Genomic DNA, 21,147 nt, shown 5'->3' with positions numbered 1-21,147 from the left:
CCATGCGCTTGTGTAGCAAAAAGCCCCTGCGCAGGCAATCGGGATTGCCGCGCAGGGGCTCGAACGACGCGTATTCGATCACGCGCCGCGCGTCTGACGCGCTCAGCGCACTTCGGCGAGCTGCTCTAGGATCGCGGGGTTTTCGAGCGTCGACGTATCCTGCGTGATCGCCTCGCCCTTCGCGAGCGAGCGCAGCAGGCGCCGCATGATCTTGCCCGATCGCGTCTTCGGCAGGTTGTCGCCGAAGCGGATGTCCTTCGGCTTCGCGATCGGCCCGATTTCCTTGCCGACCCAGTCGCGCAGCACCTTCGCGAGCGCCGCCGCCTCTTCGCCTTCCGGACGCGAGCGCTTCAGCACGACGAAGGCGACAACGGCTTCGCCCGTCGTGTCGTCCGGCCGGCCGACGACCGCCGCTTCGGCGACGAGCTCGTGCGACACGAGCGCCGACTCGATCTCCATCGTGCCGAGCCGGTGTCCGGACACGTTCAGCACGTCGTCGATGCGGCCCATGATCGTGAAGTAGCCGGTTTCCTTGTCGCGCACGGTGCCGTCGCCCGCGAGATAGAGGCTGCCGCCGAGCTCTTCGGGGTAATAGCTCTTCTTGAAGCGTTCCGGGTCGCCCCAGATCGTGCGCGCCATCGCCGGCCACGGACGCTTGACGACGAGAATGCCGCCCTGCCCGTTCGGCACGTCCTGGCCGGTCTCGTCGACGACCGCGGCCATGATGCCCGGCAGCGGCAGCGTGCACGAGCCCGGCACGGTCGGCGTCGCGCCCGGCAGCGGCGTGATCATGTGGCCGCCCGTCTCGGTCTGCCACCAGGTATCGACGATCGGGCAGCGCTCGCCGCCGACATTCTTGTGATACCAGATCCACGCTTCCGGATTGATCGGCTCGCCGACCGTGCCGATGATGCGCAGGCTCGACAGGTCGTAGCTCTTCGGATGCACGTGCTCGTCGGCTTCGGCCGCCTTGATCAGCGAACGGATCGCGGTCGGCGCGGTGTAGAACACGGAGACCCGGTGGTCGCCGATCATCTTCCAGAAGCGGCCCGCGTCCGGATAGGTCGGCACGCCTTCGAACACGAGCTGCGTCGCGCCGACGGCGAGCGGCCCGTACGTGATGTACGAGTGGCCCGTGACCCAGCCGATGTCGGCCGTGCACCAGAACACGTCGGCCGGCTTCCAGTCGAACGTCCACTTCATCGTCTGCGCGGCCCACAGTAGATAGCCGCCCGTGCCGTGCTGGACGCCCTTCGGCTTGCCCGTCGAGCCGGACGTGTAGAGGATGAAGAGCGGATGCTCGGCGCTCACCCACTCGGGCTCGCACGTGTCGGATTCGTTTGCGACGGCCTCGTGCATCCAGACGTCGCGGCCTTCGTGCCAGTCGACCTTGCCGCCCGTGCGGCGATAGACGAACACGCTCTTCACCGCGTCGCAGCCGCCCATCGCGAGCGCCTCGTCGGCGATGTTCTTGAGCGGCAACGTCTTGCCGCCGCGCATCTGCTCGTCGGCAGTGACGAGCGCGGTCGCGCCGACGTCGACGATGCGCTCGTGCAGCGACTTCGACGAGAAGCCGCCGAACACGACCGAGTGCGTCGCGCCGATCCGCGCGCACGCCTGCATCGCGACGATCCCTTCGACCGACATCGGGATGTAGATGACGACGCGGTCGCCCCGGCCGATGCCGCGCTTCTTCAGCGCGTTCGCGAAGCGGGCGACGCGCGCGAGCAGATCGGCGTACGTGACGCGCGTGACAGTGCCGTCGTCGGCCTCGAAGATCACCGCGACGCGCTCGCCGACGCCCGCGGCGACGTGCCGGTCGAGGCAGTTGTACGACGCGTTCAGCTCGCCGTCCTCGAACCACTTGTAGAACGGCGCATTCGACTCGTCGAGCACCTTGCCGAACGGCTTGCGCCATTCGAGCGTCTCGCGCGCGAGCCGCGCCCAGAATCCTTCGTAATCGCGCTCGGCCTCTTCGACGAGCGTCCGATAAGCCGCCATGCCGGAAATCGCGGCCGCCTTTTCCACGGCGGCGGGCGGCGCAAACTGGCGGCGTTCGTGCAGAACCGATTCAATCGCAGACATCGACTACCCCTTGGTGAACTTGGAACCCACTACATGTCGGCGCGATCCGGCGCGCCGTGTCTAATTGGCGCGCGACGCGCCTGTCTCCCACCCTGCGCGCCGCATGCGGCTCATGCGACGCGCGATGCTGCATCGCACCACGCGAAACGGCCGCGGCAAAGCGATGCAGGTCTTTTCACGATAAGCGCCGGAACTTACCCGCCACTTACGCGACGGGCGTCTCGGCGCTGCTTTACGCTAGCTTTCACGCGACCCTACAATGCTAACTAACTCGTCGCCCGGATTCCAGCTTGAATCGCTACGCTCTCTTTCTCATCGTGTCGATGCTGCTCGTCGGCAGCAACGTCGGCATCGGCAAATCGATCGTCGTCTTCGTTCCTGTCGCCATTCTCGCCACGCTGCGCTTCGTCATCGCGAACGCGGTGCTCTGGCCGCTCTTCAGCCCGGTCAAGATGCGCACCGTCAAGCGCGGCGAATGGCTGAACCTGTTCCTGCAGGCGTTCTTCGGCACGTTCATGTTCACGCTGCTGATGCTGAACGGCGTGCAGCGCACGAGCGCCGTCGCGGCGGGCGTCATCACGAGCACGATCCCGGCCGTCGTCGCGCTGTTCGCGTGGATCTTCCTGCGCGAGAAACCGAACGGGCGTGCGCTCGTGTCGATTGCGCTCGCGATCGTCGGCGTCGTGACGATCAATCTCGCGAACGGCACGGCGAGCGAAGGCGGTGGGCACGCGAGCTCGCTCGCCGGCAACCTGCTGATGCTCGGCGCGGTCTGCTGCGAGTCGATCTACGTGATCCTGTCGCGGCGCCTCACGCAAACGCTCGCACCGATCGACATCTGCGCATACACCCATCTGTTCGGCCTGCTGCTGATGCTGCCGCTCGGCGCGGGCGCGCTCTGGCATTTCGATTACACGAGCGTGCCGGCGGGCATCTGGGCGCTCGTCGTCTGGTACGGCCTGTCCGCGAGCATCTTCTCGTTCTGGCTGTGGATGAAGGGCATCCGCCACGTGCCGGGCAGCCTCGCGGGCGTGTTCAGCGCGGTGCTGCCGATCTCGGCCGCGCTCTACGGGATCCTGTTCCTCGGCGAGCGGCCGACGCTCGCGCACGGCTTCGCGCTCGCGTGCGTCGTGACGGGGATCGTGCTCGCGAGCCTGCGCGTGCGGCGCGCGCCGCCCGTCTCGCCCTAAGCAATCGCCGCGCCGGCGACGAGCCGGCGCGTCCCCCCGCCCCTTTGCGACACGCGCGCCGCCGCGCCGCGATGCTGCGCCGCTGCAAGCGGCCCCGCCGACGCGTTACAATGACGCGCTTTTTTTCAAAAACCGCTCCATATCCCCGCGTCCCCGCTTCGCCCGACTATGTCCGCCGCCCCGACCGATCCGCGCGCCGCCCGCCCGGCCCGCCGCAAGATGCGCCCGCTGCCCGCCGTCATCTTCATGAGCCGCTGGCTGCAAGTCCCCCTTTATCTGGGTCTGATCGTCGCTCAGGCGATCTATGTGTTCCTGTTCCTCAAGGAAGTCTGGCACCTGCTGTCGCACGCGACCGGCCTCGACGAGACGAACATCATGCTCGCCGTGCTCGGCCTGATCGACGTGGTGATGATCTCGAACCTGCTCATCATGGTGATCGTCGGCGGATATGAAACCTTCGTGTCGCGCCTGGGCGTCGAAGGCCACCCCGACGAACCGGAATGGCTCGACCACGTGAACGCGGGCGTGCTGAAGGTGAAGCTGTCGATGGCGCTCATCAGCATCTCGTCGATCCATCTGCTGAAGACCTTCATCAATCCGGACCAGCACACGGAGCACGCGATCATGTGGCAGGTGCTGATCCACGTCGCGTTCCTCGTGTCGGCGCTCGTGATGGCGTGGGTCGACCGCCTGACGACGCACACGCACCCCGAGCATTATCACGAAGCGCCGACGCCTCCGTCGGCGCCGCGCGAGCCGGCGCAACAGTCGGCCTGAGTCGATTCCCATACCCACAGTCCTCACAGAGTCTCAGCCATGACCGTCATCAAACAGGAAGACCTGATCCAGAGCATCGCGGATTCGCTGCAGTACATCAGCTACTACCACCCGCTCGACTACATCCAGGCGCTCGGTCGTGCATACGCGCTCGAAGAGAGCCCGGCCGCGAAGGACGCGATCGCGCAGATCCTGACGAACAGCCGCATGTGCGCGGAAGGCCGCCGCCCGATCTGTCAGGACACGGGGATCGTCACGATCTTCGTGAAGGTCGGCATGGACGTGCGCTGGGACGGCGCGACGATGGGCGTCACCGACATGATCAACGAAGGCGTGCGCCGCGGCTACACGCATCCGGACAACGTGCTGCGCGCGTCGATCGTCAATCCGCCCGATGGCGCGCGCAAGAACACGAAGGACAACACGCCGGCCGTGATCCATTACGAGATCGTGCCGGGCGACAAGGTCGACGTGCAGGTCGCGGCGAAGGGCGGCGGCTCGGAGAACAAGTCGAAGTTCGTGATGCTGAATCCGTCGGACTCGATCGTCGACTGGGTGCTGAAGACGGTCCCGACGATGGGCGCGGGCTGGTGCCCGCCGGGGATGCTCGGCATCGGCATCGGCGGCACCGCCGAGAAGGCGATGCTGATGGCGAAGGAATCGCTGATGGAGTCGATCGACATCCAGGAGATCATCGCGCGCGGCCCGAAAGACTGGGTCGAGGAGTTGCGCGTCGAGTTGCACGAGAAGGTCAACGCGCTCGGCATCGGCGCGCAGGGCCTGGGCGGCCTCGCCACCGTGCTCGACGTGAAGATCATGGCCGCGCCGACGCACGCGGCGAGCAAGCCTGTCGCGATGATCCCGAACTGCGCGGCGACGCGCCACGCGCACTTCGTGCTCGACGGCTCGGGCCCGGCCAAGCTTGAAGCGCCGTCGCTCGACGCCTGGCCGAAGGTCCACTGGGAACCGAACACCGAAGCCAGCAAGCGCGTCGACCTGAATACGCTGACGCCTGAAGAAGTCGCGAGCTGGAAGCCGGGCCAGACGCTGCTGCTGTCGGGCAAGATGCTGACGGGCCGCGACGCCGCGCACAAGCGCATCGCCGACATGCTGGCGAAGGGCGAGAAGCTGCCCGTCGACTTCACGAACCGCGTGATCTACTACGTCGGCCCGGTCGATCCGGTGCGCGACGAAGTGGTTGGCCCGGCAGGCCCGACGACGGCGACGCGGATGGACAAGTTCACCGAAATGATGCTCGCGCAGACGGGCCTCATCTCGATGGTCGGCAAGGCGGAACGCGGCCCGGTCGCGATCGACGCGATCAAGAAGCACAACGCCGCGTACCTGATGGCCGTCGGCGGCGCCGCGTACCTCGTGTCGAAGGCGATCCGCCACGCGCAGGTGCTCGCGTTCGAGGATCTCGGCATGGAAGCGATCTACGAGTTCGACGTAGAGGACATGCCGGTGACCGTCGCGGTCGATTCGCAAGGCACATCGGTCCATCAGACGGGGCCGAAGGAATGGCAGGCGAAGATCGGCAAGATTGCCGTCGCGAGCGTGTAAATACGAATGATTTTCGGGCCGGATTTCAATCCGGCCTTTTTGATGCGGCGGATTCGTTCCACCTTTCGGAGATCGAACGAATTGGCCCTTGGCTTTTCAGGAACGAGCGTTTATCGTTCAGAAATTCAAGCCCCACACGTCACAAGGAACAAACATGCAAGGCGATAAGAAAGTCATCGAATATCTGAACGCCCAGTTGAAGAACGAACTGACTGCGATCAATCAGTATTTCCTGCATGCGCGGATGTACAAGCACTGGGGCCTCGAGAAACTCGGCAAGCACGAATACGACGAGTCGATCGGCGAAATGAAGCACGCAGACTGGCTGATCGAACGCGTCTTCATGCTCGACGGCCTGCCGAACCTGCAGGATCTGCACAAGCTGCTCATCGGCGAGGAAACCGAAGAAATCCTGAAGTGCGACCTGAAGCTCGAACAGTTGTCGCAGGCGACGTGCAAGGAAGCGATCGCGTATTGCGAATCGGTGCGTGATTACGTGTCGCGCGAAATCTTCGAGAAGATTCTCGACGATACGGAAGAGCATATCGACTGGCTCGAAACGCAAATCGACCTGATCGGCAAGGTCGGCATCCAGAACTATCAGCAGTCGATGATGGGCTCATCGGAGTAATTCCAGTCACTCCGCTCTCGCTCGATCTTCATTCGATTCACGTTCGATCGCCCGCATGACGACGCCGCGCGCTTCCGATTCCCGCGTATTGCCCGCCCGTGCGCCGATCGGCATCTTCGACTCGGGGCTCGGCGGTCTGTCGGTGCTGCGCGCGGTGCGCGAACGGCTGCCCGACGAGGCGCTCGTCTATGTCGCCGACTCCCGCCATGCACCGTACGGCTCGCGCGACGATGCGTTCATCGTCACGCGCACGCTCGCGATAGGCGAATGGCTGGCCGCGCAGGGTGCGAAGGCGCTAGTCGTTGCGTGCAACACCGCCACCGCGCAATCGATCGCGGTCGTGCGCGAGCGTCTGTCGATTCCGCTCGTCGGTGTCGAGCCCGGCATCAAGCCGGCGGCGCTGCATTCGAAGACGCGCGTCGCGGGCGTGCTCGCGACGCAGGCGACGCTGCGCAGCGCGCGCTTCGAAGCGCTGATCGCACGCTACGCGGACGACTGCCGCTTCATCTGCCAGGCGGGGCACGGCCTTGTCGAGGCGGTCGAGCGCGGCGACACCGGCTCGCCCGAACTGCGCGCGCTGCTCGCGGGCTACCTGGAACCGATGATCGCGGCCGGCGCCGACACGCTCGTGCTCGGCTGCACGCACTACCCGTTCCTCGACGCCGCGATCCGCGACGTGACGTCGAACCGCCTGCATCTGATCGACACGGGCGATGCGATCGCCCGCCAGCTTTCGCGGATCCTGGACGAGCGCGGACTGCGCGCGCCCGCCGCCGCGCAGCCGGCGCCGCCGCGCCTGTGCTCGACGAGCGACGGCCAGCACCTGCACATGCTCGCGGCGACGCTGCTCGGGCTCGACATCCCGGTCGAATCCGTTACCATTTCTTCGCCCCGCACGGCCGCCTGCCCCGCCCATCCGGCGTAGCCGCGCACCCGCGCCGCCGCCCGGAAACCCTTCCAAGCACCTGGTTTTGTTACAAAAAACCCGGGGCCGCGCTTGCCAAGCCCAAAAAATATAATGATAATAATTCGCATTAACGTTAGCTATCGCGCTCCATCATGATCGTCTGCGTGTGCAAGTCCGTTTCCGATCGGAAGATTCGCGCGTCCCTTGCGGAAGGCGTGGACACTTTCGACGAACTCCAGTTCGAACTCGGGGTCGCCACCTGCTGCGGCAAGTGCGAGGAAACCGTGCGCGGCCTCATGGCGGAACAGGGCGTTTGTGCGAGTCGCTGCGGTGTCGAGCGCCCCGCGGCCGTGCCGGTCCCCATCACGTTCTACGACCGCAAGGCGGCCTGATCGGCGTGCTAGGATCGCACGCGCGTCGCCGAGCGCCGCGCTCTCGTTTTACCAGCCCGTCAGCAAGCCTGCCTGCGCGAGCCAACGGCCTACCTGTAAAGGAGCCCGTAATGGAATTGCTGATCGGATTCGTGACTACCGTGTGCATCTCCTTGCTGATTTTCCGCAAGTGATGCGACACTTCGCGGCGAACGACACACGCGCCGCCGCGCTACGAAGCTAACATGCAGTTTTCGAATTCCTTGCCGGCCGCCTCTGTGCCGGCCCTCTCCCGTATGAATCCCCGCGTCGTCACCGCCGCCGTGACGGTTCTTGCCGGACACGCGATCCTGCTGACCGGCGCGCTACTGATGCGCAACGATGTGCCGCCTCGCCCGCTCGAATCGAAGACGATCACCGCGCAGCTATTGAGCGCGCCCGTCGCCCAGCCGGTCGGCATCCAATCGGCGCCGACGCCCGAGCCGCCGAAGCCTGTCCCGAAGGTCAAGCCGAAGCCGGCACCCGCGCCCCGGCCGGTCGCGAAGCCGACCCCGACGCCGCTGCCCGTATCGCACGAGCCTTCGCCGAACGCGATCACCGCGCCGGAACCCGCACCGCCCGCCCCCGCGGCGCCCGCCGAGACTAGCGCGAAGGCTGCGGCGCCCGCGGGCGCGCCGACGAGCCGCCCGACGATGGAAATCGTCGCACCGAAGGAAGGCGCGCACCTGACCTGCCAGATCGCGAAGGCCGCCTACCCGGCACTGTCGAAGCGCCGCGGCGAGACGGGCGTCGTGAAGGTCCGCTTCGTCGTCGGCCTGACGGGCAGGATCGAGAGCGCGCAAGTTGTCCAGAGCAGCGGCTTCGCGCGCCTCGACGACGCGGCGCTCGACGCGATCCGCTCGTCGCCGTGCCAGCCGTATCTGCAGAACGGACAGCCGATGCGCGCCGCCTATACGCAGCCCTACGACTTCACTCTGACCGACTAATTTCAGCAACACCCGAAAGAAACAATAAGGAAAGGAAATGCAAAGCTACGGAATCGCGCACGTGTGGGCGCAAGGTGACTTCGTTACGCGCGCCATCGCGATCGCGCTCCTCGTGATGTCGATCCTGTCGTGGATGGTGATCGTCATCAAGGGCTGGAACGTGATTCGCCTGAAACGTCTGTCGAAAGACGCCGAGCAATCGTTTTGGCATTCGGACGATTTCGAAGAAGGCGTGAAGAAGCTCGGCCACGCATCGTCTTCGACACAGGACAACCCGTTCCTCGCGCTCGCGCTGTCCGGCCAGGAAGCCGCCGACCATCATCATCAGACGCAGCCGCACCTGCACGACCGGATGGACGCGTCCGACTGGGTCACGCGCTGCCTGAAGGACACGATGGACGAAGGCATCGCGCGGATGCAGGGCGGCCTCGCGATCCTCGCGTCGATCGGCAGCACCGCGCCGTTCGTCGGCCTGTTCGGCACCGTATGGGGCATCTATCACGCGCTGCTCGTAATCGGCGCGACGGGCCAGACGTCGATCGACCAGGTCGCGGGCCCCGTCGGCGAATCGCTGATCATGACCGCGTTCGGCCTGTTCGTCGCGATTCCCGCCGTACTCGGCTACAACGCGCTCACGCGCGCGAACAAGAGCATCGTGAGCCGCCTGCGCCGCTTCGCGCATGGCCTGCATGCCTACTTCGTGACGGGCGCGCGCCTCGCGTCGTCGTCTCAGCGCGACGGGCTGCGCCTCGCCGCGCGCGCGAACTGAGCGGAGGCTCGCGATGTCCATGAACACCAGCTTCGGCGACGATGACGATGACGGCCTGATGAACGAGATCAACATGACGCCGCTCGTCGACGTCATGCTTGTACTCCTGATCATTTTTCTCGTCACGATTCCTGCGATGCACCATGCGGTGAAGATCGATCTGCCGCGCGCGAGCAGCCAGCCGGTCGAAGTGAAGCCGCAGACGGTCGACGTCGCGATCGAAGGCGACGGCACGGTCCTGTGGAACGATCATCCGGTCAACGCGACCGATCTGCAGACGCGCATCGCGCAAGCCGCGCAGACGACGCCGCAACCGGAGCTGCATCTGCGCGCGGATCGCAAGGTCGCATACGAGCGCGTTGCGGAAGTGATGTCGGCCGCGCAAGCAGGCGGCCTCACGAAGCTCGGCTTCGTCACCGAGCCGAAATCGAACGCGAAGTAAATGCGCAGCGCGCCGCATGCGACAGGCGCGCGCGGCGCTACAAAGTAAAAGGCCTTCATCGCCAGATGAAGGCCTTTTTTCATGCGCACACGGGCGCCTTCGGGCGGCGGGCACGACGGCCGAACTGCTGCACGTCGAGCAACGCAATGCGTCATGCCGTGGTCTGCACGGACTTGCGCGATCTGCCCTATTTGGCTCGCAACATATGCGGCCACCTTATTCCGCTTGGCACCTTCCCTCACGAAATTGGGATTCCAATATAGGCCGAGCCGCGCATGCATTCAAGCGACCGGCGATTGAAACTACCGATTGCGTGACGCGCGTCAAATGACAAAATCGATGCGCATGCAATCGTCCCGATTTCGTCAGATGGAAATCTTCGTCTCCGCGCCCTTCGCGCTGCGCTCCGGACAGCTCTGCTCCTTGTAGTTTTCGTTGTCGAGCTTCTCGACGAGGTAGTCGACAAACGCGCGCACCGCGGGCGGCATGCCCTGCCGCGACACGAACACCGCGTAGAGCTGCGGCACGGGCAGCGTCCAACCCGGCATCACGGGCGACAGCTGCCCTGCGCGCAAGGCGTTGCCGTACATCGATTCGGGCAGTGCGGCGATTCCGACCCCGTCGAGCACCGCTTCGCGAATCGTCATCAGGTCGGCCGTCACGAGGCGCGGCTCGTGCTCGTGCGCGTGGCGCGTGCCGTCCGGCGCAATCAGATTGAATACGTGGCGGCCGTCGCCCGACGGCGTATCGAGCGTGTCGAATCTCGACAGATCGGCGGGCACGAGGGGCGGCGCGTTCTGCTGCAGCAGGCCCGGCGCGCCGACGAGCATCTGCTCGGTGCGCCAGAGCGGCCGCACGACGATGTTCGCGTTCTGCGGTGGCTCGGACCGCACGCGCAGCGCGACGTCGATCGAGTCTTCGAAGAGATCGATCACACGATTCGTCACGCGAATCTGTACGCGCACTTCCGGATAGCGATGCAGGAATTCCGGCAACAGGCGCGACAGCATCGTTTGCGACAGCGTGACGGGCACGCTCACACGCACCGTGCCGCGCGGCGCCGAACGCAGTTGCTGTACCGCATTCATCGCAGCCTGCGCTTCGGACAACATCGCCTGGCAATGCTGATAGAAAAGCTGCCCGGCCTCGGTCAGCGCGAGCTTGCGGGTCGAGCGCTGCAACAGGCGCACGCCGAGCGCCGCCTCGAGCTCGGTCAGCCGCCGCGACAGGCGCGACTTCGAGATCCCGAGCACACGTTCCGCGGCCGAGAAGCCGCCGTGCTCGACCACCTGAGAGAAGTACATCAAGTCGTTCAGGTTATGTGCATCGATAGTCATTTCATCGTTCCAATTCCACAACGATCCATTGCGAATCGAGCGGATTTAACCGGCAATTCGCTCAATATAATAGCCTTACGTTGCAAAAATAACGTCACATCAGCCATTCCTAGAGCCCTCCCATGCCTATCGCCCGCTCGATCCAGCGTACCTATCCATCGCTTCGCACCACGGAAGGCGGCGGTTTCGTGGTCCACCGCCCGTTCCCGACCCGCCTGCTGACGGACTTCGATCCGTTTCTGCTGCTCGACGAGATGGGTCCCGTCGAGTACGCGCCGGGCGATGCGAAAGGTGCGCCCGATCATCCGCATCGCGGCTTCGAAACGGTCACGTACGTGCTCGACGGCTGGTTCCGCCATCGCGATTCGGCGGGCCATGCGGGCGCGCTCGGTCCGGGCGACGTCCAGTGGATGACGGCAGGTTCGGGCGTCGTCCACAGCGAGATGCCCGACCCCGAATTCTCGCGCCGGGGCGGCCGCGCGCATGCGTTCCAGCTTTGGGTGAACTTGCCGCGCCGCGACAAGATGATCGCGCCCCGCTACCAGGATATCCCGGCCGCACGCATTCCGACCGCGACGTCGGCCAACGGCCGCGCCAAGGTCCGCGTGATCGCCGGCGAGGCGTTCGGCGCGTGCGCAACGATCGAGACGCGCACCCCGATGCTCTATCATCACTTCACGCTCGCGCCGGGCGCGAGCGTCGAGCAGCCGGTGCCGGCCGGATTTCGCGTGTTCGCCTATTCGATCGAAGGCAGCGGATTCTACGGCGCGGACAAGACGGCGGTCGACGCGCGTCATATGGTCGTGTACGCGGAAGACGGCGACTCCGTCGGGTTCGCCGCGGGCGATACGCCGCTCGACCTGCTGCTGATCGGTGGCGCGCCGCTCAACGAGCCGATCGTGCGCTACGGTCCGTTCGTGATGAACACCGAAGACGAGATCCGCGAAGCAGTCGCCGATTATCAGACAGGCCGCATGGGCCGCATTCCCGCGTAAGCGTGAGCGGCGCGCATCGGCGCAACGGCGGTGGACGCAAGCTCGGCGCCGCGGCGGATTTGCGTCACAATATCTTCTCGCGCCCGGCGAGGGCCGCAATACAGAAGGAATCCGCCGCCTTGAACTTCGAACATCTGATCCAGATTAACGCCGCCGACAATCCGACCCTGCCGGTACTGACTCGTGCGCAACTGTGGGAAGGCCTCGTGCTGCGCGCCGAGCAGCCGCAGCTTTTCGTGATCGGCCTCGACCGCTGCATCGTGCACGAACGCACGGAGACGACGCTCGAGCGCGAGCTGCACTACGGCAACGCGACCGTCCGCGATCGCGTGACGTACACGCCGAACGAGCAGGTCCGCTACGACATCCATGCGGCCGACGGCGAGATCGGCGGTTCACTGACGATGACGATCGAAGAGCGCGACGATCGGCAACTGTTCCTGCGCTTCGAGTATCGGACAACGCTGCCCGTCGGCAACGACAGCGAAGACGCGCGCCAGACGCACGAGATCGTGAAGGAAGCCTACCGCGCATCCGACATCGATACCGTTCGTTTGATCCGCGAATACGCGCAGGGCCGCAAGGACCCGAATCCGCTGCACTGACCGCACCTGGCGGCGGTGCATCCGCCGCCCTCTTTGCTCCTGCCTATCGACATTCAGCTTTCGATCGATAAAGTTACATTGTAAATGGGAATAGTTATCATTTAGAATTCATTCCATCGAATCGCAACTCACCGATCGCCTGAATGACCGACTCTATGCGCTCTACTACGCTCACGTTGCGCCGCACGGGCGGCGCTGCATCCAGCAGCCGCCCCAAAACGGCAGCAGTGACGACGCCGGCGGAATCGGTGAAGTCCAAGGCAAAGCCCGCAGCAACCGCAAACACCGGGCAGCGCGTGGTGAGCAGCGATGCGCTGTTGCAGGGCCAAAGCCACGTGAGCATCGCGCACAACGGCGAAACCTATCAGTTGCGGGCCACTCGCCTGGGCAAGCTGATCTTGACGAAGTAACGAACCGAGTATTGTGGGGACCACCTCTACGAGAGGTGTTGGGCATTAGCCAGCGATAACGGCTTGCACGCGAGTCTAGACCCCTTCGTGCAAACATATTCAAGCAGCCGTTGTAGCAAGCCAAGCCGCTTTTTTTGGTTCTCACTGCGTGAAAAAGAAAGCGACGCGTCCGATGACGCGTCGCTTTTTGTTTGCGCGGCGCGTGAAGCGTGAAACGCAACAGCGATCTCGACTCGCTCGAGCCGACGATGGAACGGATGTCGGCGAAATGCCGCTTTCGAATCAGCCGGCTTCGGTCAATGCGGCGATGCCCGCGCGGGCGACGGCCGCATCCTGCTCGGACTTCACGCCCGACACGCCGATCGCGCCGACCGTCTCGCCTTCAACCATGATCGGCACGCCGCCCTCGACGAGGCCGACGAGCGGCGCGCTCAGGAACGACACGCGCCCTTGCAGCACCATTTCCTCGTAGACCTTGCTCTCGCGGCGACCGAGCGCCGCCGTGCGGCCCTTGCCGATCGCCATCTCGACGGTGCTCGGCGCGGCGCCGTCCATCCGGTGCAGATACAGCAGGTGTGCGCCGTCGTCGAAGATCGCGACCGTCACGGGCCAGTGACTGGCGGCCGCAAACGACTCGGCGGCGGCCGCCATCTTCTTCACGTCCTCGCTCGTCAAAACGGGTTTGGTTTTCATCTCGGCACTCCTTCGTGATGAGAGCCCATCGACGGCTGCATCATACCGCTCGAAGCGCGTCAGAATCCCCAGAACATCAGCCACCACGCACTGTCGATCACCGCGAGCGCGGCGCCAAACCAGAGCATCGCGAACAGCCGGCGTGCCCAGCCGGCATAGCGGCCGGTGACTTGCCACGCGAGCCATACGCTCCACAGATTCGAACCGACGAGAATCGCGATCCGCAAGTCCGACGCCCAGCCGAGCGGCACGTGCTCAGCGCGCAGCAGCGACAGCGTCGTCGCCGACAAGCCGAGGAACACGCCCGCGCCCGCGAGCGGGATCAGCGCCTGCGCGAGATGATGCAGCCGTACGCGCTCGAAGCGGCCGAGCATCGCGACAGCGCCGCCGAGCAGCACGGCAAGCGCCGTGCCATACACGAGCCCCGTGCCCATGATGTACGCGATGACGAGCGAACCGTCGAGCCACGAAAATACGTCGTTGTGCTCGGGATAGTGCGTGAAGATGAACCACGGCGCGTTCGTGTCGAGCGGCCACATGATGTCGTGATCGATCAGCCAGCCCGCAAGCGATTGCTTGATCTGCACGAACCACGGACTCACCGTCCAATGGAATGCGCCGATCGCGATGCCGAGCAGGCCGTAGAGGATGAGCGCCGTGTCCCAGCCGCTCGCCTGCTTGTCGCCAAGCACGACCACCTCTTCGGACGGCGAGCGCATCGTCAGCTCGATCGCGCCGCGGTGGCCGCTGCAGCGGCCGCACATGTGGCACGCCGCCGCGCCCTTCATGTTGCGAAGCGGCACAAGCGGCGCGCAGTTGATCGGAATCACGCGATGGCCGTCTTCGCCCTTCTTGTACGAACGGCGCCACGCGTCCTCGTCGACCTTGTAGCGCAGCGGCGCGAGACGCGCGAGCAGCGAGAAAACACCGTTCACGGGGCACAGATAGCGGCACCATACGCGCTTCTCGCGCCCATACAGGAAACCGATCACGATCGCGGCGAGCGTCGACCCGCCGAGCACGAGCAGCACCGCGCGCGGATACTGATAGACACTGACCATCTGGCCGTAGATCGTCGTGAGACCGAACGCGACGAACGGCCAGCCGCCCCAGCGCATCCAGCGCGGAATCGCGCGGCCGCGGCCGAACTTGCTCGCGAACTCGCTCAACGCGCCCTCGGGACACAGCACGCCGCACCAGACTCGGCCGAGCATCACCATCGACAGCAGCACGAACGGCCACCAGATGCCCCAGAACACGAACTGCGCGGCGAGCGTCAGGTTGCTCCACAGATGCGCGGTATCGTCGGGCAGCGGCGTGAACGCCGGCACGAGGATCAGGAACGCGTAGACGAGGACCACGATCCACTGGATGCCGCGGATCAGCGCGCCGCGGCGCTGCATCCATTGCCCGGCTTCCGCGACCAGGTTCGTGCGGCGGCGGCCGACGACGGCACTCATGCCGGCCGCCCCGCAGTCGCCGCCGGGTGTCTGGAGGCACGCTTGAGAAGCAGATAGACGACCGCCCAGTAGACCGCGTACGCGACGAGATTCGTGAGCGACGGATGCGCGCGGTAGCCGGTCAGCGTCGCGACGAGCGAGCCGAGCGTGCCCGAATCGTCGAGGATCGCCGACGTATCCCACAGTTGCGCGATGCCGAGCGGCAGGATTTCCTTGTCGATCAGCTTGTCGATGCCCGCCTGGAACAGGCCCGCGCCGAGGAACAGCAGCATGATCTCGGTGACGCGGAAGAAGTGCCGCCACGAGAAGTACTTGCCGCCCAGTTGCAGCACGTAGAACGTCAGGAACGCGAGACCGAGGCCGATCAGCACGGCGAGCATCTGGCCGCCGTCGACGTGCCCCGACTGACCGAAGCCGAGCCCGTACAGGAAGATCACCGTCTCGCTGCCTTCGCGCGCGATCGCGAGCGCGACGAGCACCGCGACGCCCCACCAGTTCGCGTCCTGCGTGCTCTTCTGCAGCGAGCGCTCCATGTCGCGCTTCAGCGTGCGCCCGTGCTGCTTCATCCACAGCACCATCTGCACGATCAGCACGCATGCGATCAGCACCATTGCGGCCTGAAAGTAGTCCTGCGCGTCGCCCGACAGTACCTCGGTGAAGCCGATGAGCGCGGCGCCGAGCCCGACCGCCATCAGCAAGCCTGCGCCCACGCCCGCCCACAGGTATGGCAAGCCGCGGCGCGCATCGTCGTCGCCGTTCTTCAGCCATGCATAGAGGATACCGACGACGAGCAGCGCCTCGACGCTCTCCCGCCAGACGATGAACAAGATCTGACCCATTGTTACCTCCCAGCGTCCGCCGCGCGGCTCGTCCGCGCGTCAAACGCGAAAACCGTTACTTCGCGACGATGACGCCCTGCGCCTGCTGGTGGAAATCGTCGAAAAACTTGTATTCGCCCGGCGACAGCGGTGCGATCACGACGAACGATTCGCCGCCCGGCGCGAGCACCTTCTCCTTGCGAAGCTGCACGCTCTCGAACTCGACGGCGCCCTTGCCCGTATTGCGAATCTCGATCTTGATGCGCTGGCCGGCCGGCACTTCGATGCGCGCCGGATTGAGCTTGCCGTCCGCCATCTCGAGCTTGAAGGTCGGCAGATCGGCCGCGTGCGCGGCGCCTGCGATGACGATCGCGGCGGCGAATGCGAATACTCTGGGGAATTTCATCGTATTTCTCTAAAGAGACAGCGCGCTCGTCGCGCGCCGTCCGTTTGCTGCCGTGACGATCAATACCCGCCCTTCTTGCCGATGCCGGCGAACGGGAAATCGTATTCGAGCGTGATCGGCTTGAACCACTGACCGACGCCGGTTTCCTTGTCGACGTGGCGGCCGAACGCCATGTGGCCCGTCTGCATCGGCGGCTTCACGACGAGCGTCAGGTGATACTTGCCCGGGCCGTTCAGCTTCACGTTGTCGCCGTAGTGCGGACCGTCGCTCGCGACCATGCCCATCAGATCGCCTTCGGCCTTCCACTTCGCGTCGCCCTGCTTCGTCAGCTTGTACGCGACTTGCAGATATGGCATCCAGTCGCCTTCGGCGAAACCGGTCGGATTGTTCTTGACCGCGTGGATGTCGGCCTCGAGATGGACGTCCGAATCCGACGCCTTGCGCATCATGCCTTCCGGGTCCATCGTGATCGGCTGCAAGTACACCGCGCCGATTTCCATCCCGCCTTGAATCTGGTGCTTGCCGATCGGGTATTCGGCCGCCGTCGCCGACAGCGCAGCGCACGCGGCCGCCAATGCGACGCCGCTGCGAACAAAGGAAGAACGCAACATTGACACTCCTGTTTTTATCTCGTGACACATGTCTCGCCCGCGCGGACCCGGAACCCGGGGGGAGACAAAAAAGCGATGAAGAACGCTAATGCGAACTATTCTCAATACAGGCGCAAGTGTAGCACCGAACCGCTTCCGAAACAAATGGAGATGCCGCTAAATCCCTGATCCGACAAGGCTTACAGCGAGATTAACGGATGCGGCGGCGCGCCGCGGAACGTCACTCGACCCCGCTCACGTGATCGCCGACATTCGCGCCGAACACCCGCTCGCGCAGCAGCGCGAGTTGGTCGCGCGTCTGCGCGGCTTTTTCGAACTCGAGATTCTTCGCGTAATCGGCCATCTGCTTCTCGAGCCGCTTGATTTCCTTCGCGATCTGCTTCTCGGACATGTCCTCGAACTTCGCGCGCTGCTGCGCCTCCTTCAGCTCGGCGCGCGCTTCGTCGGCGTTGTAGACGCCATCGATGATGTCCTTGATCCGCTTCACGACGCCGCGCGGCGTGATGCCCATCTGCTCGTTGAACGCGATCTGCTTCGCGCGGCGGCGCTCGGTCTCGTCGATCGCGCGGCGCATCGAATCGGTGATCCGGTCCGCGTACAGGATCGCCTTGCCGTTCACGTTGCGCGCCGCGCGCCCGATCGTCTGGATCAGCGAGCGCTCGGCGCGCAGGAAGCCTTCCTTGTCCGCATCGAGGATCGCGACGAGCGACACTTCCGGAATGTCGAGGCCCTCGCGCAGCAGGTTGATCCCGACCAGCACGTCGAACGTGCCGAGCCGCAGGTCGCGGATGATCTCGACCCGCTCCACCGTGTCGATGTCGCTGTGCAGATAGCGGACCTTGACCCCGTGGTCGGCGAGGAATTCGGTCAACTGCTCGGCCATCCGCTTCGTCAGCACGGTGATCAGCACGCGCTCGCCCGCCTTCACGCGCTCGGTGATCTCGGACAGCACGTCGTCGACCTGCGTGCTCGCCGGCCGCACCTCGATCGCCGGATCGACGAGTCCCGTCGGCCGCACGACCTGCTCGGCGGTCTGGCCGGACACGCGCTGCTCGTAATCGGCGGGCGTCGCCGACACGAACACCACCTGGCGCATCTTGCGCTCGAACTCGGGGAACTTGAGCGGGCGGTTGTCGAGCGCCGACGGCAGCCGGAAACCGTAATCGACGAGATTCTCCTTGCGCGCGCGGTCGCCGTTGTACATCCCGTTCAACTGGCCGATCAGCACGTGCGATTCGTCGAGCAGCATCAGCGCGTCGGACGGCAGGTAGTCGACGAGCGTCGGCGGCGGTTCGCCCGGCGCCGCCCCGGAGAAGTGCCGCGAGTAGTTCTCGATGCCCTTGCAGAAGCCGAGCTCCTGCAGCATCTCGAGGTCGAAGCGCGTGCGCTGCTCGAGCCGCTGCGCCTCGACGAGCTTGCCATCGCGATGAAAGAACTCGAGACGCTCGCGCAGTTCCTCCTTGATCGTCTCGACGGCTCGCATCACGGTCTCGCGCGGCGTCACGTAGTGCGACGACGGATAGACGGTGAAACGCGGGATCTTCTGCCGCACGCGGCCCGTCAGCGGATCGAACAGTTGCAGAGAATCGACTTCGTCGTCGAACAGCTCGACGCGCACCGCCATCTCCGCGTGTTCGGCCGGGAAGATGTCGATCGTGTCGCCTCGCACGCGGAACGTCCCGCGCTGGAAGTCCTGCTCGTTGCGCGTGTACTGCATCGCGATCAGCCGCGCGATTACTTCGCGCTGGCCGATCTTGTCGCCCATGCGCAGCGTCAGGATCATCTGGTGATACTCGGACGGATTGCCGATACCGTAGATCGCCGACACCGTCGCGACGATCACGACGTCGCGGCGCTCCATCAGGCTCTTCGTCGCCGACAGCCGCATCTGCTCGATGTGCTCGTTGATCGACGAATCCTTTTCGATGAAGAGATCGCGCTGCGGCACGTACGCTTCCGGCTGGTAGTAGTCGTAGTACGACACGAAATACTCGACCGCGTTGCGCGGGAAGAATTCGCGAAATTCCGAGTAGAGCTGCGCGGCGAGCGTCTTGTTCGGCGCGAACACGATCGCCGGGCGGCCAAGCTGCGCAATCGCGTTCGCCATCGTGAAGGTCTTGCCCGAGCCCGTCACGCCGAGCAGCGTCTGGAACGAAAGTCCGTCCTCGACGCCTTCGACCAGCGTCGTGATCGCGGTCGGCTGGTCGCCCGCAGGCGGATACGGCTGATACAGCTGGAACGGCGATCCGTCGAACGTCACGAATTTCGATTCGTCGAGATCGTCGCGGGTGTCGGGGTGATGTTCGGACATGTGGATGCGAGGCGGCGAGCCGAAGCGGAGCAAAGGAGCATTCTAGCGCTTCGACGCTCGGCCGGCTCCGCTCGCGATTCTCCGGCCGAGTGCGCAAAAAAACCGCAGCCGGGGCCGAGACATTGGCCGAACGGAGACGGCGAATTCGCTACAATGACGAGTTGCTGCGCTTCGCTTTCCGCGCCGAGCCGCCGCCCTTTGCCGCGCTTCGCCTCACGGCCCGCCGGCCCGCATCGGCACTCCGAAGCTGACCCTCTTTTCACAACTGCTGCGAATCAATCATGTCGCTCTTCTCCGCTGTCGAACTTGCCCCCCGCGACCCGATCCTGGGTCTGAACGAAGCCTTCAACGCCGATGCGCGCCCGACCAAGGTGAATCTCGGCGTCGGCGTCTACACCAACGAGGACGGCAAGATTCCGCTGCTGCGCGCGGTGCGCGACGCGGAAAAGGCGCGGGTCGAAGCCGGCCTGCCGCGCGGCTACCTGCCGATCGACGGCATCGCCGCCTATGACGCCGCCGTGCAGAAGCTGCTGCTCGGCGACGATTCGCCGCTGATCGCGGCCGGCCGCGTCGTGACGGCGCAAGCGCTCGGCGGCACGGGCGCGCTGAAGATCGGCGCGGACTTCCTGCGCACGCTGAACCCGAAGGCAAAGGTCGCAATCAGCGATCCGAGCTGGGAAAACCACCGCGCGCTGTTCGAAACGGCCGGCTTCGAGGTCGTCGCGTACCCGTACTACGACGCGAAGACGAACGGCGTCAACTTCGACGGCATGCTGGCCGCGCTCGACAGCTACGAGCCGGGCACGATCGTCGTGCTGCACGCGTGCTGCCACAACCCGACGGGCGTCGACCTGAACGAAGCGCAGTGGGCGCAGGTCGTCGAAGTCGTGAAGGCGCGCAAGCTCGTGCCGTTCCTCGACATCGCTTATCAAGGCTTCGGCGAGAGCATCGAGGCCGACGCGGCCGCGGTGCGCCTCTTCGCCGCGGCGGATCTGAACGTGTTCGTGTCGTCGTCGTTCTCGAAGTCGTTCTCGCTGTACGGCGAGCGAGTCGGCGCGCTGTCGATCATCACCGACAGCAAGGACGAAGCCGCACGCGTGCTGTCGCAATTGAAGCGCGTGATCCGCACGAACTACTCGAACCCGCCGACGCATGGCGGCGCGATCGTCGCGGCGGTGCTCGCCTCGCCCGAACTGCGCGCCTCGTGGGTGCAGGAGCTCGGCGAAATGCGCGATCGCATCCGCGCGATGCGCAATGGCCTCGTCGAGCGCCTGACGGCCGCCGGCATCGAGCGCGACTTCAGCTTCATCAACGCGCAACGCGGCATGTTCTCGTACTCGGGCCTGACGTCGGCGCAAGTCGACCGTCTGCGCGAAGAGTTCGGCATCTATGCGGTGAGCACCGGCCGGATCTGCGTCGCGGCGCTCAACACGCGCAATATCGACGTCGTGGCAAACGCGATCGCCGTCGTGCTGAAGTAAGCGGACGTCGGCGCTGCGGCCTTTGAGCTGCCGCAGCGCTACGCTGCTGGAACAAGGACGCGCTCCGGATGGGGCGCGTTTTTTTATGTTCGCGCACGGTACGGGCCTCACCGACTTCGGGCGGCCGGACGGCCAAGACGAGGCGAGACGGCACTCGCCTGGTCCCCCTTACTGCATGAACCAGCCGTGGCTGACGATGAACGACTGGCCGGTGAGCGCCGCACTCGGGAACGCCGACAGGAACAGCACCGTCTTCGCGACGTCCTCGACGGTCGTGAACACGCCGTCGACCGTCTGGC

At 65.1% G+C, this 21,147-nt stretch carries 21 protein-coding genes and 1 pseudogene; 13 read left to right on the top strand and 9 right to left on the bottom strand.

Annotation, left to right across the window (positions count from 1 at the left end):
- Positions 1–102 precede the first annotated feature (102 nt).
- Entirely contained in the window at positions 103–2,085 is a 1,983-nt protein-coding gene (gene acs / locus WS62_RS09000) for an acetate--CoA ligase (RefSeq protein ID WP_066570293.1), read from the bottom strand.
- Positions 2,086–2,375: 290 nt separating this feature from the next.
- Here acs and WS62_RS08995 point away from each other — a divergent pair, with 290 nt between their 5' ends.
- From WS62_RS08995 to WS62_RS08955, 9 genes are all read left to right on the top strand, one after another.
- Positions 2,376–3,275 carry a DMT family transporter gene (locus WS62_RS08995; RefSeq protein WP_066570289.1) on the top strand — a complete coding sequence of 300 codons (900 nt, stop codon included), beginning with the start codon at positions 2,376–2,378 and terminating at the stop codon, positions 3,273–3,275.
- A 168-nt stretch (positions 3,276–3,443) separates the two neighbouring features.
- Complete coding sequence (locus WS62_RS08990; RefSeq protein ID WP_066570288.1) at positions 3,444–4,052, top strand: TIGR00645 family protein; 609 nt, start codon at positions 3,444–3,446, stop codon at positions 4,050–4,052.
- A gap of 39 nt (positions 4,053–4,091) precedes the next feature.
- Positions 4,092–5,615 (top strand): fumarate hydratase, encoded by a 1,524-nt coding sequence (locus WS62_RS08985; RefSeq protein ID WP_066570287.1) that lies wholly within the window; start codon positions 4,092–4,094, stop codon positions 5,613–5,615.
- A gap of 154 nt (positions 5,616–5,769) precedes the next feature.
- Positions 5,770–6,246: a bacterioferritin gene (gene bfr / locus WS62_RS08980; RefSeq protein ID WP_066570285.1), complete on the top strand. Its 477-nt coding sequence runs from the start codon at positions 5,770–5,772 to the stop codon at positions 6,244–6,246.
- Positions 6,247–6,301: 55 nt separating this feature from the next.
- Entirely contained in the window at positions 6,302–7,171 is an 870-nt protein-coding gene (gene murI, locus WS62_RS08975; RefSeq protein WP_066570283.1) for a glutamate racemase, read from the top strand.
- Between the two features lie 134 nt (positions 7,172–7,305).
- Positions 7,306–7,545, top strand: a complete 240-nt coding sequence (locus WS62_RS08970; RefSeq protein ID WP_066570281.1) for a (2Fe-2S)-binding protein — start codon at positions 7,306–7,308, stop codon at positions 7,543–7,545.
- Between the two features lie 224 nt (positions 7,546–7,769).
- On the top strand, positions 7,770–8,510 hold the full coding sequence (locus tag WS62_RS08965; protein WP_066570278.1) for an energy transducer TonB: 741 nt from the start codon (positions 7,770–7,772) through the stop codon (positions 8,508–8,510).
- 37 nt (positions 8,511–8,547) lie between these two features.
- Positions 8,548–9,279, top strand: a complete 732-nt coding sequence (locus WS62_RS08960; RefSeq protein WP_066484149.1) for a MotA/TolQ/ExbB proton channel family protein — start codon at positions 8,548–8,550, stop codon at positions 9,277–9,279.
- Between the two features lie 13 nt (positions 9,280–9,292).
- Positions 9,293–9,721 (top strand): ExbD/TolR family protein, encoded by a 429-nt coding sequence (locus WS62_RS08955; RefSeq protein ID WP_066570275.1) that lies wholly within the window; start codon positions 9,293–9,295, stop codon positions 9,719–9,721.
- Positions 9,722–10,086: 365 nt separating this feature from the next.
- Here the strand turns inward: WS62_RS08955 and WS62_RS08950 are convergent, their stop codons facing one another.
- Positions 10,087–11,058 (bottom strand): LysR family transcriptional regulator, encoded by a 972-nt coding sequence (locus WS62_RS08950; RefSeq protein WP_066570272.1) that lies wholly within the window; start codon positions 11,056–11,058, stop codon positions 10,087–10,089.
- Between the two features lie 122 nt (positions 11,059–11,180).
- On the opposite strand from WS62_RS08950, the gene WS62_RS08945 reads away from it, so the two are divergent.
- The 3 genes from WS62_RS08945 to hemP all read left to right on the top strand — a co-directional run bounded on the left by WS62_RS08945 (position 11,181) and on the right by hemP (position 13,068).
- Positions 11,181–12,053 (top strand): pirin family protein, encoded by an 873-nt coding sequence (locus tag WS62_RS08945; RefSeq protein WP_066570270.1) that lies wholly within the window; start codon positions 11,181–11,183, stop codon positions 12,051–12,053.
- Positions 12,054–12,172: 119 nt separating this feature from the next.
- Entirely contained in the window at positions 12,173–12,658 is a 486-nt protein-coding gene (locus tag WS62_RS08940) for an SRPBCC family protein (RefSeq protein WP_066570533.1), read from the top strand.
- Between the two features lie 227 nt (positions 12,659–12,885).
- The gene (gene hemP / locus WS62_RS08935; protein WP_331460069.1) at positions 12,886–13,068 is read left to right on the top strand and encodes a hemin uptake protein HemP; all 183 of its coding nucleotides are present in this window, start codon (positions 12,886–12,888) and stop codon (positions 13,066–13,068) included.
- Between the two features lie 282 nt (positions 13,069–13,350).
- Here hemP and WS62_RS08930 read toward each other — a convergent pair whose 3' ends face one another.
- The 6 genes from WS62_RS08930 to uvrB form a co-directional block, all read right to left on the bottom strand.
- On the bottom strand, positions 13,351–13,761 hold the full coding sequence (locus WS62_RS08930) for a GlcG/HbpS family heme-binding protein (protein WP_066484144.1): 411 nt from the start codon (positions 13,759–13,761) through the stop codon (positions 13,351–13,353).
- 59 nt (positions 13,762–13,820) lie between these two features.
- The gene (locus tag WS62_RS08925) at positions 13,821–15,221 is read right to left on the bottom strand and encodes a 4Fe-4S binding protein (RefSeq protein WP_066570264.1); all 1,401 of its coding nucleotides are present in this window, start codon (positions 15,219–15,221) and stop codon (positions 13,821–13,823) included.
- On the bottom strand, positions 15,218–16,060 hold the full coding sequence (locus WS62_RS08920; RefSeq protein WP_066570262.1) for an FTR1 family iron permease: 843 nt from the start codon (positions 16,058–16,060) through the stop codon (positions 15,218–15,220). The genes WS62_RS08925 and WS62_RS08920 overlap by 4 nt, the downstream gene beginning before the upstream one ends.
- Before the next feature lie 55 nt (positions 16,061–16,115).
- Positions 16,116–16,445 (bottom strand): cupredoxin domain-containing protein, encoded by a 330-nt coding sequence (locus WS62_RS08915; protein ID WP_066484141.1) that lies wholly within the window; start codon positions 16,443–16,445, stop codon positions 16,116–16,118.
- Positions 16,446–16,504: 59 nt separating this feature from the next.
- Positions 16,505–17,056 carry an iron transporter gene (locus tag WS62_RS08910; protein WP_066484140.1) on the bottom strand — a complete coding sequence of 184 codons (552 nt, stop codon included), beginning with the start codon at positions 17,054–17,056 and terminating at the stop codon, positions 16,505–16,507.
- Between the two features lie 220 nt (positions 17,057–17,276).
- Positions 17,277–19,367 (bottom strand): excinuclease ABC subunit UvrB, encoded by a 2,091-nt coding sequence (gene uvrB / locus WS62_RS08905; protein ID WP_066570260.1) that lies wholly within the window; start codon positions 19,365–19,367, stop codon positions 17,277–17,279.
- 281 nt (positions 19,368–19,648) lie between these two features.
- Here uvrB and WS62_RS08900 point away from each other — a divergent pair, with 281 nt between their 5' ends.
- The gene (locus WS62_RS08900; protein ID WP_059468807.1) at positions 19,649–20,848 is read left to right on the top strand and encodes an amino acid aminotransferase; all 1,200 of its coding nucleotides are present in this window, start codon (positions 19,649–19,651) and stop codon (positions 20,846–20,848) included.
- Between the two features lie 168 nt (positions 20,849–21,016).
- On the opposite strand, the pseudogene WS62_RS36125 reads toward WS62_RS08900, so the two are convergent.
- A pseudogene (locus WS62_RS36125) lies at positions 21,017–21,147 on the bottom strand (3-hydroxybutyrate dehydrogenase); the annotation flags it as partial.

It is taken from the genome of Burkholderia sp. ABCPW 14 (assembly GCF_001523835.1).
Classification (GTDB): domain Bacteria; phylum Pseudomonadota; class Gammaproteobacteria; order Burkholderiales; family Burkholderiaceae; genus Burkholderia; species Burkholderia mayonis.
The sequence above is the reverse complement of the archived record's forward strand: the minus strand, read 5'-3'. Positions and strand labels throughout refer to the sequence as shown.